The organism is Pantoea sp. RG18 (genome assembly GCF_025910075.1).
In the GTDB taxonomy this organism is placed as follows: Bacteria; Pseudomonadota; Gammaproteobacteria; order Enterobacterales; family Enterobacteriaceae; genus Pantoea; species Pantoea agglomerans.
The window spans coordinates 360,810-372,640 of record NZ_JAPCIL010000002.1; the positions used below are offsets into that span (position 1 = coordinate 360,810).

At 45.8% G+C, this 11,831-nt stretch carries 9 protein-coding genes; 6 read left to right on the forward strand and 3 right to left on the reverse strand.

Annotated features, from left to right (window positions below; genetic code table 11):
• The first annotated feature begins 2 nt into the window (after positions 1-2).
• The 6 genes from OK409_RS02060 to gndA all read left to right on the forward strand — a co-directional run bounded on the left by OK409_RS02060 (position 3) and on the right by gndA (position 9,000).
• Complete coding sequence (locus tag OK409_RS02060; protein ID WP_033778795.1) at positions 3-3,254, forward strand: glycosyltransferase; 3,252 nt, start codon at positions 3-5, stop codon at positions 3,252-3,254.
• A gap of 11 nt (positions 3,255-3,265) precedes the next feature.
• Positions 3,266-4,300 (forward strand): GDP-mannose 4,6-dehydratase, encoded by a 1,035-nt coding sequence (gene gmd / locus OK409_RS02065; RefSeq protein ID WP_033778797.1) that lies wholly within the window; start codon positions 3,266-3,268, stop codon positions 4,298-4,300.
• 1 nt (position 4,301) lies between these two features.
• The gene (locus OK409_RS02070; protein WP_264366682.1) at positions 4,302-5,204 is read left to right on the forward strand and encodes a GDP-mannose 4,6-dehydratase; all 903 of its coding nucleotides are present in this window, start codon (positions 4,302-4,304) and stop codon (positions 5,202-5,204) included.
• A complete protein-coding gene (locus OK409_RS02075; RefSeq protein WP_264366683.1) occupies positions 5,180-6,343 on the forward strand; it encodes a glycosyltransferase family 4 protein in 1,164 nt (387 codons plus the stop codon). The genes OK409_RS02070 and OK409_RS02075 overlap by 25 nt, the downstream gene beginning before the upstream one ends.
• A complete protein-coding gene (locus OK409_RS02080; protein WP_319633916.1) occupies positions 6,340-7,455 on the forward strand; it encodes a glycosyltransferase family 4 protein in 1,116 nt (371 codons plus the stop codon). Before OK409_RS02075 ends, OK409_RS02080 begins: the two co-directional genes overlap by 4 nt.
• A 135-nt stretch (positions 7,456-7,590) precedes the next feature.
• Positions 7,591-9,000 carry an NADP-dependent phosphogluconate dehydrogenase gene (gene gndA / locus OK409_RS02085; RefSeq protein WP_010248093.1) on the forward strand — a complete coding sequence of 470 codons (1,410 nt, stop codon included), beginning with the start codon at positions 7,591-7,593 and terminating at the stop codon, positions 8,998-9,000.
• Between the two features lie 35 nt (positions 9,001-9,035).
• Here the strand turns inward: gndA and OK409_RS02090 are convergent, their stop codons facing one another.
• From OK409_RS02090 to OK409_RS02100, 3 genes are all read right to left on the reverse strand, one after another.
• Positions 9,036-10,334 carry a succinylglutamate desuccinylase/aspartoacylase family protein gene (locus OK409_RS02090; protein WP_264366684.1) on the reverse strand — a complete coding sequence of 433 codons (1,299 nt, stop codon included), beginning with the start codon at positions 10,332-10,334 and terminating at the stop codon, positions 9,036-9,038.
• Positions 10,335-10,440: 106 nt separating this feature from the next.
• Positions 10,441-11,232 (reverse strand): ABC transporter substrate-binding protein, encoded by a 792-nt coding sequence (locus OK409_RS02095; protein WP_039391545.1) that lies wholly within the window; start codon positions 11,230-11,232, stop codon positions 10,441-10,443.
• A 66-nt stretch (positions 11,233-11,298) separates the two neighbouring features.
• Positions 11,299-11,775, reverse strand: a complete 477-nt coding sequence (locus OK409_RS02100; protein ID WP_187511771.1) for a YbaK/prolyl-tRNA synthetase associated domain-containing protein — start codon at positions 11,773-11,775, stop codon at positions 11,299-11,301.
• Positions 11,776-11,831: the final 56 nt, after the last annotated feature.

An 11,831-nucleotide genomic window follows, 5' to 3' on the forward strand; every position in this document is an offset into this window, starting at 1 on the left:
ATATGTACGAACATTTCTCGGGACGTTTTATCCAGGTAATCGAATCTCTGGATATGTATGATGCATGTTCGAATCATGTCGTCAATATTGATGAGTATGTTAAAAGCGCATATGGTTTGAAATCAGAAATTTATGCACGGCATTTTCATCCTGAAAGAGAGTCATTGATAAAGTTCATCGATCATTTACAGACAACTGATGATGATATTATACTCTTTCATTTCTCTGCTTATTCTGAATATTGCGCTGAGAAAGTTGTTTCCTCAAAGGGATTCAAAGTACTACATTATCATAATATTACGCCACACTATTTTTTTGAGAAGAATTCATTTCTTTATGAGCTCTGTAAAAAAGGTAGAGACCAGTTAAGTTCAATAATTGATAAGTTTAGTTTTGTAACAGGTGATAGCTTTTATAACATTCAGGAGATAATTAATCTTGGGTTTAAAGAGAGCAGAACACTAAAACTTCCTATCATCATTGATGATCGTAAGCTTGATAAACTTAGAACGGTTGATGAGGTTGAAAAAAATCTTCTATTTGTTGGCAGGATTTGTGAAAACAAATGTCAGCACAAGTTAGTTGAATTTTTTTCTCAATACAGGAAGAAAAATTCGGTTAATAAACTTTTTTTAGTTGGTAAATACGATACTTCCTCGGCCTACTACAAGAAAGTTGTCCAGCTTATTAATGACCTGGGCTTAAAAAATGAAGTGATACTTACTGGTTCTGTATCTGAAGAAGAATTAGATGAGTATTATAAAAATGCTTCCTGTTTTATTTCTTTTAGTGAACATGAAGGATTTGGTGTACCGTTGCTTGAAGCATCGCAATATCAATTACCTGTACTGGCCTTAAATAAGGCGGCTGTGTATGAGACACTATCAGGCTCTCCCGGTATATTTAACGACTCTATTGAACTGGAAGGATTATTAACTAAATCGCTAAACGATAATATTTACCGGAAAAATTTAATAGATTATCAAAATGATGTCCTGACTAAAAATAACTATAGTTCCTGGAAAGGATATGCAGATAGTTTCCTGTCAACGATTCTACCTGATAAAGATCAATTTAAAACAGTTTCTGTTGTTATTTGTACTCTCAATCGAGGAGACCATTTAGACAGATGCCTGGATTACCTTGAAAAAAGCTATAGTAACAATTTCGAGGTTATTGTTGTTAATGGGCCATCTACCGATAACACTTCAGATGTTTTAAAAAAATGGTCTCATCTGATTAAAGTATTCGACAATCCAGTTAAAAACTTGTCTATATCTAGAAATATAGGTATTAAAGCTGCTTCAGGTGATCTTGTCGCTTTTATTGATGATGATGCCATACCGTTTTTTGACTGGTTTGAAAACCTGGTAAATTACTTTAACAGTACGCACTCATTCGTTGCAGGTGCGGGCGGTCCGACTTATTACGCCGGGACACTAAACTTTCAGGCCAGGGATATATTTGTCGATCATTTTGGTAGTGGAATCGTAGATCCTAACGATAATATTAAAAATGATCCTGAATACAACAGAACGCTTCTTGGTACTAACTCTGTTTTCAGACGTGATTATTTAATTGAGTGTGGTGGATTTGACGAAGAATACGACTACTTTTTGGACGAAACTGATCTCTGTTTTAGATTGATTAAAAATGGTTTCTCTATAAACCATTGCGCAGATGCATATCTCAGACATGAATTCGCGCAAAGTGAAAACAGAACCAATAAATATGGCTACAACTGGTATTCTATAGTAAAAAATACTGTTTATTTTGCGCTGACGTATTCTAAAGCAAGTCGGAGTTTTTTGATTGAAGAACTGGAATCTATTGTTAAGCGCGAGAGAGTCGACTACATACAAAGTGGTTTTAATAAGAAAGAAATTAGTAAAGAAGAGTGTGATAAATATCTGGCCGAAATTTGGCGAGGTTTTGATGCTGGGTTGAGTGCAGCTAATAATTCACCAAAACTTTTGAGCTACGAAAGCTTAAAACCTGACGAATTTCTTCCTTTTAAATCTCAGGCAACAGATTACAAACGACTTCACATAGTTGTAGTCAGTAAAGAGTTCCCACCATTTACCCGTTCTGGCGGGATAGGCACGCTTTATTATCATTTGGTGAGCGAACTGCTACTGGCTGGCCACTTTGTAAGTGTGATTATTGAAAGCGATGAGGAAAATGTTTTAGAGCGAGGCCGATTTAAACTAATAGCACTCGAAAAACAATCTATCAATCACGTTTATATTGATGATTCAAACATTGCTAACGCTATTGTCAGTTGGTCTACAAGAGTGGCAGTAGAGATTGATAGTCTCAACGAGATTCATCCCATCTCGGTTGTTGATTCATGTCTTTGGGATTCTGAAGTCTATTCATTTAGCCTGATTAATAAAAATCTCGATATTCCTTTAGTGGTTAGATTAGTTACGCCACTGAAGGTAGCTAATGAAAAAAATGCCTGGAATATGAAGACTGAAGATGTTGACTATTTATCGTTCTTCGAAACGGAAATTGTTAACAATGCTAATGCTGTTATCCCTATAAGCGAATCAATCAAGAAAACATTCATTGAAAAATACTCACCGTCTGAAAGTGTTAAATATCACAAGATCCATGCTGGGATAGCCTACTGGCCTTATTATGAGGTATCTCAGGGTTATGCGAAGTTAGAAAATTTCCCTGATTTGAGTGATGAGAAAATAAAGAACAAGAAAAAATTCCTGTTTTTAGGCCGGCTGGAATTAAGAAAAGGTATTGATGTATTATTAGACGCAATTGAGAAATTCAATCTGGAGCATCTTAATAATAACAATGCATGTTTTATAATAGCCGGAAGCTCTTCAATCGATATCAGAAGTATTTTGAAAGATCGCTTTAAGGATCATGACAATATCGTGTATCTCGGAGAAGTTAATGATTTTGATCGTGAGAAAATTTATGCATTAAGTGATGTCGTAATTTTCCCATCAAGATACGAATCTTTCGGTTTAGTACCCCTTGAAGCGTTTGTACATGGTAAGCCCGTTATCGCAAGCAACTCAGGCGCGATTCCTGAAGTTGTTATTAACAACTATTGTGGGTTGCTTTTTGAAGATGGTAACTCACAGGCACTTGCTGATAAAATCGCGTTGTTAAACAACGATGACAGTGTAGTAGCTAAACTTAGCGAAGGTGCATTGCTACGAGTCAGAGAACTGTCATCGTACAACTCTGCTAAAGAATCTATCGATCTCTATAACACCCTGGTTTAAGGTACTATTTTATGAAATCTGCAGTTATTACAGGCATCACTGGTCAGGATGGCGCATATTTAGCCGAATTGTTACTTGATAAAGGTTATAAAGTCTTTGGTACTTATCGCCGTACAAGTTCAGTAAACTTCTGGCGCATCGAAGAGTTAGGAATTAAAAGCAATCCTAATCTTCACCTTGTCGAATATGACCTGACTGACCTGTCATCAAGCATTCGTTTACTTCAGGAAAGCAAAGCGACCGAAGTCTACAACCTTGCGGCTCAGAGCTTTGTAGGTGTTTCTTTTGACCAGCCACTGACCACAGCTGAAATTACAGGTATTGGTCCGGTAAACCTGTTAGAAGCTATTCGCATCGTTAACCCTAAAATTCGTTTCTATCAGGCGTCTACTTCAGAGATGTTTGGTAAAGTACAGGCTATTCCGCAGAAAGAAGATACGCCTTTCTATCCACGTAGCCCGTATGGCGTTGCAAAGTTGTATGCCCACTGGATGACAATTAACTACCGTGAGAGCTACAACATCTTCGCATCAAGCGGCATTCTGTTTAACCACGAATCACCACTGCGTGGACAGGAGTTTGTGACCCGTAAGATTACCGATTCTGTTGCCAAAATTAAGCTCGGTAAGCTGGATGTGCTTGAGTTAGGTAACATGGACGCCAAGCGTGACTGGGGCTTTGCTAAGGAATATGTTGAAGGCATGTGGCGTATGCTGCAGGCTGATGAGCCAGATACATTTGTCCTGGCAACCAACCGCACTGAAACAGTCCGTGACTTCGTTTCAATGGCGTTCAAAGCTGCTGGCATTGAATTGCGCTTCGAGGGCAAAGATGACCAGGAAGTTGCAATCGATGTAGCCACTAATAAAGTGGTGGTTAAGGTCAATCCTAAGTTCTATCGTCCTGCTGAAGTAGAATTACTGATTGGTAATCCACAGCGCGCGAAAGACATTCTGGGCTGGGAACCAAAAACCACGCTCGAAGAATTGTGCGCGATGATGGTAGAAGAAGATCTGCGCCGCAATAAACAAGGGTTCTCCTTCTGATATGACTAATGGCAAAAAAGCATTGATCACTGGGATCAAGGGCTTTACCGGCCAATATATGGCAGCGGATTTATCCGCTGCCGGATATGAAGTTTATGGTTTCGGTTCAACTCCCGCCCAGAATTCCTCACGCTATTTTCAGGTTGATCTTACGAATGCAGCACAGGTAAAAAACGCTGTAGACAGTATTCAGCCTGACGTCGTTGTTCATCTTGCAGCCATTGCTTTTATTGGCCATGCTGACCCGAATGCGTTCTATAGTGTAAACCTTTGCGGTACGCGTAATCTGTTACAGGCTCTTAGCGAATCCGCAAAAATGCCGGATGCAGTTTTGATCGCCAGCAGTGCTAATGTTTACGGTAATAACACACCGGGAAAATTAGCAGAGTCGGTTCCTGCCAGACCTGCAAATGACTATGCGGTAAGCAAGCTGGCCATGGAGTATATGACCAGTCTGTTTTATGAAAAATTGCCGATTATTATTACCCGGCCATTCAATTACACCGGCGCCGGTCAGGCTGGAAATTTCCTGATCCCGAAAATCGTCAAGCATTTTCGTGAGAAGAAAGAAGTCATTGAGCTGGGCAATATAGATGTATGGCGTGATTTTTCGGATGTGCGCGACGTCGTTAAAAGTTATTCCGCGTTACTGCATTCACGCTCTTTTGGTCAGACAGTCAATGTCGCTTCAGGCAAAATGCACTCATTAAGGGAAGTCGTTGATCTCTGCCAATCCCTGACAAGCCATGATATTAAAATTGAAGTTAATCCTGATTTTGTGCGGCCTAATGAAATTAAAGAACTTTGTGGCGATATCACTTTGCTCAGTAGCTTAGTCGGTGAGACTTCGTCTAAAATCCCTCTTAGAGATACCCTGAAATGGATGCTGGAAGCAAAGCAATAAACGTCGTTTATTCTACGGACTGTATTAAATATCCTTTAACCGGTATTGGCCGTTATGCGTTTGAGCTTGCTAAACAGCTTCAGGAAAGAGATAACGTCGCGCTGACGTTTCTTCATGGTACTAAGACTCGCGACTCACTGGTAGTGGCGAGTGAGTCTGCTCAATCGGTTCAAACACTAAAACGTAAGTTACAAAAAAGTAAAACTGTAAGTGAAATATATCGCCTGACTTTTCCGGTAATGAAAATGATGGCGATGAGGAATTTTAAGAATCACATTTTTCATAGTCCAAACTACTACTTACCTCCTCGCGTGAAACACTGTGTTGCAACATTTCATGACCTTTCGGTATTTCACTGGCCACAGTTTCATCCGGCTGGTCGTGTTCACCTGATGCAAAAAGAGTTAAGGAATACCGTTTCGCGTGCATCGATGTTGATCACTGACTCTTATTACACGAAGAATGAGTTAATTGATTTCTTTGGTATTGAAGATAATAAAATTGCCGTAGCTCCTCTGGCCTGTAATGAACATTTTCATCCCCGGGATGAAGCGGAAACACAACATGTTCTTGAAAAATACAATCTTAAGTGGCGACGTTTCTTTCTATATACCGGCACGATTGAACCAAGAAAGAATATCCTGACATTGCTTCAGGCGTATGATCGCCTGCCCGCTCAGGAAAAATCTGCTTTCCCGTTAGTCATTAGTGGTTATAAGGGTTGGGAAAATGAGCAACTCTTTAAACTCTTTGACAAGGGCGAGAGAGAAGGGTGGCTAAAATATTTAGGTTTTGTACCCGGTAAAGATCTGCCGTTTTTATTCAGTGCTGCAACGAGCTTTGTTTTCCCTTCAATCTATGAAGGTTTCGGCTTGCCGGTTCTTGAAGCGATGGCATCAGGAACGCCCGTGATCTGCTCAAATGCAACATCACTTCCGGAAGTCGCTGGAGATGCAGCATTAATGCATGAACCTCAGGACGTTCATGCTTTGACAAATTACATCCATATGATGATTGAAAACGCTGATGAAAAGCGCCGTATGATTGATACGGGATTAGCGCGTGCCCGCGAATTTTCATGGTCACTGTGTGCCGATAAAACCATTGAAGCTTATGAGCAGGTCGCAAGATATATATGATTAAAGTTCTACACTGTTACAAAACCTACTACCCTGATACTTTTGGCGGCATCGAGCAGGTTATTTATCAGCTCGCAGAAGGTGGTTTTAAATCAGGTATTGAGTCTGTTGTTTTTACTCATAGTCCGCAATTTGAAACCAAACAAAACACGCTGGATAATCATCAGATTCATCGGGTAAAAACGCAGTGTGAGTTTGCTTCCACGCCATTCTCTTATTCAGCGATAAAAGAGTTCAGGGAACTGGCTCAGAAGGCGGATATCATCCATTACCACTTCCCGTATCCCTTTATGGACTTTATGCATTTTGCTGCTGGCATCAAAAAGCCATCAGTAGTGAGTTATCATTCTGATATTGTTAAACAGAAGGTGCTGTTAAGGCTCTATACGCCGTTGATGAACCGTTTTCTCTCCAGTGTAGACCGCATCGTTGCCGCGTCGCCAAACTATGTTGAAAGTAGCCCGGTCCTGCAGCAGTTCAAAGATAAAGTTGAAGTTATTCCTTACGGTCTTGATAAACAGTTTTATCAAAATAACGATCCTGCCGTTCTGCTAAAATGGCAGGCAAGATTTCCAGATGGCTTCTTTCTCTTTATTGGAACGTTTCGCTATTACAAAGGCCTGCATATCTTAATCGAGGCGGCAAAGAACAGCCGTTATCCAATCGTCGTGGTTGGTGCAGGACCTATTGAGGCTGAGCTGAAATCGCAGGCGCAGCAGTTAGGCGTGAACAATATCCATTTCCTGGGTGCGCTGGAAGACAGCGAAAAATCTGCCTTGCTACAGTTATGTACCTGTCTGGTTTTCCCGTCTCATTTACGTTCAGAAGCTTTCGGCATCTCTTTACTGGAAGGTGCTCTCTATTCAAAACCACTAATCTCCAGCGAGATCGGAACGGGAACAACCTTTATCAATATTGATCGGGTCACAGGATTAGTCGTCCCTCCATCTGATCCCGCAGCATTACGACGGGCGATGGATGAAATCTGGCAGAACCCCGAGCTGGCAGCGACCTATGGTGCGGCTGCGCTGGCACGCTTTGAATCCCTTTTCACAGCAGATAGAATGATTCAAAGCTATACAAAGCTTTATAAATCCTTGTTAAGTGTGTGATTTATTTTCAGATAATTTCATCTGCGCGACCGCACCATTCATTACCTTTAATCCGCTATCCTGAGTTAACATACTGATCACTTACAAAGTGGTGTTACGGGTAACACCATGCGAGACCACAGACAGGAGTATGTAATGTCCAAGCAACAGATCGGCGTTGTAGGTATGGCAGTGATGGGCCGCAATTTGGCTCTTAACATTGAGAGCCGCGGTTACACTGTTTCTATCTTTAACCGTTCACGCGAAAAGACTGATGAAGTCATCGCCGAGAACCAGGGCAAGAAACTTGCTCCTTTTTACACCGTTGAAGAGTTTGTCGAATCGCTGGAAAAACCTCGTCGCATCCTGCTGATGGTTCAGGCGGGTGAAGCGACCGATAAGACAATCGCCTCCCTGACTCCACACCTGGATAAAGGCGACATCCTGATCGATGGCGGTAACACCTTCTATAAAGACACCATCCGTCGTAACAAAGAGCTTTCTGACCAGGGCTTCAACTTCATCGGTACCGGTGTTTCCGGTGGTGAAGAGGGCGCACTGAAAGGCCCATCTATCATGCCTGGCGGTCAGAAAGAAGCCTACGAACTGGTTGCACCGATTCTGGATAAAATTGCTGCACGTGCAGAGGATGGTGAAGCCTGTGTGGCTTACATCGGTCCGGACGGCGCGGGTCACTACGTGAAGATGGTTCACAACGGCATCGAGTATGGCGATATGCAGCTGATCGCAGAAGCCTACGCTCTGCTGAAAGGCGCGCTGGGTCTTAACAACGAAGAGCTGGCTGAGACCTTCACTGAGTGGAACAACGGCGAACTGAGCAGCTACCTGATCGACATCACCAAAGATATCTTCACCAAGAAAGACGAAGAAGGTAAATACCTGGTTGATGTGATTCTGGATGAAGCAGCGAACAAAGGCACCGGTAAATGGACCAGCCAGAGCTCACTGGATCTCGGCGAACCTCTGTCACTGATCACTGAGTCTGTGTTCGCTCGTTACCTCTCCTCGCTGAAAACCCAGCGTGTGGCAGCCTCTAAAGTACTGAGCGGTCCACAGGCGAAGGCCTTCACCGGTGACAAAGCGGAGTTCATTGAGAAAGTTCGTCGCGCTCTGTATCTGGGTAAAATCGTTTCTTATGCTCAGGGCTTCTCACAGCTGCGTGCCGCATCTGAAGAGAACAACTGGGATCTGCATTACGGTGAAATCGCGAAAATCTTCCGCGCCGGCTGCATCATCCGTGCCCAGTTCCTGCAGAAGATTACTGATGCTTACGCAGAAGATGCAGGCATCGCTAACCTGTTGCTGGCGCCGTACTTCAAAGATATCGCCGATCAGTATCAGCAGGCGCTGCGTGATGTGGTTTCCTACGCGATTCAGAACGGTATCCCGACGCCAACCTTCTCTGCGGCGATCGCTTACTACGACAGCTACCGTTCAGAAGTGCTCCCTGCTAACCTGATTCAGGCGCAGCGTGACTACTTCGGTGCGCATACCTATAAGCGCATTGATAAAGACGGTGTGTTCCACACCGAGTGGTTAGATTAATCACTAAAAAGGGCTTCCCTCGGGAAGCCCTTTTTTTATCCTACCAGTAAATCCCCGCTCCGAATCTCTCGCTCACCTGCCAGCCTCACCACCAGCATGCCTGCCGTTGCAAATTTAGCCCAGTGTCTTGCATAGAGAATACCGCCATATTCCGTCACCAGCGGGGTGATCTGGTCGGTTATCGGATCAACAATCTCCGCCACCACTTCTCCCGGCCGAATCTTTGCGCCCAGCGGCTTACGATGCAGGATCAGACCGGATACTGGCGAATGAATATATTCACAGCCCGCTAACGGCGTAGGTGGATTTTTCAGGGCAGGGGAGGCCGCCGCCGATCCTTCGCTGTGACGCTCTTTGATGACGCCAGCTTCTCCAGGTGCTTCAGCGATATCTGGCACGTTTAAACCAATCGGCCCGTCATTGATCGCCACCACATCATCACCGCCACCGCTCGCCGGGACCAGTTCGTCGCCACCGATCACGGGCGCAGCCACTTCCACGGAAATCGCAGGCTCGCTGTAACCGATATAACCCCCTTCCTGTAGCGCTGAAATAATCGCCTCCGCGTCTTTCTCCGCCTGTTCAGGCGACACATCACGCACGCCACGCAACTCCAGCGTCACCGGCAGCAATCCCCGTGGCATCGGATAATCTTTGCCAAACCGTTCCGCCAGCGTCAGCCAGGGTTCGCAACAGGCTTCATCAAACGGTTCACCGCCAGAGATCTGCGCCAGCAGCTGCACCTCGCTGCCTAACCAGCGCGCCAGTGGCTCAATGTCCGGCCAGGCGTGCGGCGTGGTGTACAGGTGTGGCACGGCTTCCCAGTCACAGTGCAGATCAATCATCAGATCGGCCTGACTGGCCATGCGCATCAGCGTGTGGCGTTGCGCATCCAGTTCGGTTTTTGGCACGGTATCGCGATAGTGACGATCAATCGCCTCGCGGATCAGGCTCTTATTCTGTGTTTCACTCTGGGTCAGACTCTCAGCCAGCCCGGCCGCCAGGGTTGCGCCCAGTGACGGGAAACGGCGGTTGAAGTCCTGGCCAGAGAGCGTATGGAATCGGCCCAGATGGGTGCCATGCCAGTGCTGTCCCAGCGCCAGGGGATTGGCAACCGGTACCAGGGTAAAGGCGGCTTTAAGTTGACCGGCGGACTCCAGCGCCTGTAGTCGCTGCTTTAAAAACCACGCCACTGCCATACCGGGCAGTTCGTCGCCATGCAGCGCAGCCTGAATGTAGACCTGACGCTCGTTGTCTTCCGCGAAATGGAAACTGATGATTTCACGCTGGGTGCCTAAAGAGGCGCTTAACAGTGGATGATGTTGTTGATGCATACCGTGTTAATGTCCTTTAATCGGCAAAGGACGACAGCGCGCCGTCCCGAAATAGTTAGAGTATAGTGCCGGATCGCGTTGAGGATGAAAAAGGGCGACCGCGAGGTTACTGCTGGATAGAGATATCCGTAGCAAAATAGCGCTTCTGAATCTGGTCAAAGGTGCCATTCTTTTTGATTTCGACGAAGGCGTTATCCAGTGCGGTTTTCAGCTCGGTATCGCCTTTACGCAGGCCAATCGCCGTGCCGGGGCCGATGATCGGATCCTGAATAATCGGGCCGGCCAGTTCAAAATCTTTGCCCTGCGGATGCTTCAGGAAGCCGATGGCAGCCTGTGCCGCATCGGTGAATACCGCATCCAGTCGGCCTGAAACCAGATCGCTTTCAACCTGTGCCTGATCGCCATAAGGCACCACGGTCACACCGTGAGGCTGCCATTTCGCCAGCGCATAGCGCTCCTGAACCGTTCCCTGTTCTACGCCGACCGTTTTTCCTTTCAGGGATTCAACGGTGGGCAGTATGCCAGCACCTTTACGGGCAATCAGCTGGGTGTGGGTGTCATAGAGCGGCGCGGTGAAATCAATCTGCTTCAGGCGCTCTTCGGTAATGCCCATGTCGGAGAGAATGGCATCAAATTTACGCGCTTTAAGGGCCGGGATCATGCCGTCAAACTGGCTTTCGACCCAGACACATTTTGCCTGCATCTGAGTACAGAGCGCATTGCCCAGATCAATATCAAAGCCGACCAGCTTGCCCTGTGGCGTTTTCGATTCGAATGGCGGATAGGTCGGATCCACCGCGAAACGCACCTGTTCGATCTTCGCCTGCGCGCCAAAAGCGCAGCCAGCCATAACCGCCACAGCCAGCGTCTGACGCAGGCGTTGAGTGAAAATGTTCATGATTTTGCTCTTATTCTGTCGTGATGAGTGATTATGAAGAGTATCGCCGGGCTGCCGGGATGGCAATTACTGCGTAATCTTCACCACGTCAGCCGCGCATAACGCGCGATAATCTTCGGTATTCAGGATCACTGAACGTTCCAGCAGACCAGCGTTAAACGCGATCTCCGGATAACGTTCAAACAGCGCGGGGTCAACAACCAGTCTGAGGTCGGGATGAAAGCTGAACGGTGGTATCGCCCCGAATACGCAGCCGGTCAGCAGATCGGTTTCCGCCGGACTGGCGAGTGAGGCGCGTCTTCCTCCGACTGCTGCCGCGACTTTGCCCAGATCGGCCTGATGATCGGCAGGTAAAACCGCCAGTACATGCTGTTTAACGCCGTTGCCTTTCACATGACAGACCAGCGCTTTAGCACCCTGGCCGATTTCGGTGCCGCGTATCGCCGCGACCGCTTCACATTTACCGGTCGCCTCATGCTCCATCAGGCGATAGCGTGCCCGGTACTGGTCGAGCAGGGCGATTAATTTCTCATGGGTGGTCACGGTTCTCTCCCTGAGGTTTGAGTTGCCGTCATTGTGCCGGATGGACGTGAGGAATG

Excerpts from the sequence above, each read along its gene's own strand:
- OK409_RS02060 (WP_033778795.1), top strand. The coding sequence starts at position 3 with ATGTACGAACATTTCTCGGGACGTTTTATCCAGGTAATCGAATCTCTG.
- gmd (WP_033778797.1), top strand. The coding sequence starts at position 3,266 with ATGAAATCTGCAGTTATTACAGGCATCACTGGTCAGGATGGCGCATAT.
- OK409_RS02070 (WP_264366682.1), top strand. The coding sequence starts at position 4,302 with ATGACTAATGGCAAAAAAGCATTGATCACTGGGATCAAGGGCTTTACC.
- OK409_RS02075 (WP_264366683.1), top strand. The coding sequence starts at position 5,180 with ATGGATGCTGGAAGCAAAGCAATAAACGTCGTTTATTCTACGGACTGT.
- OK409_RS02080 (WP_319633916.1), top strand. The coding sequence starts at position 6,340 with ATGATTAAAGTTCTACACTGTTACAAAACCTACTACCCTGATACTTTT.
- gndA (WP_010248093.1), top strand. The coding sequence starts at position 7,591 with ATGTCCAAGCAACAGATCGGCGTTGTAGGTATGGCAGTGATGGGCCGC.
- OK409_RS02090 (WP_264366684.1), bottom strand. The coding sequence starts at position 10,334 with ATGCATCAACAACATCATCCACTGTTAAGCGCCTCTTTAGGCACCCAG.
- OK409_RS02095 (WP_039391545.1), bottom strand. The coding sequence starts at position 11,232 with ATGAACATTTTCACTCAACGCCTGCGTCAGACGCTGGCTGTGGCGGTT.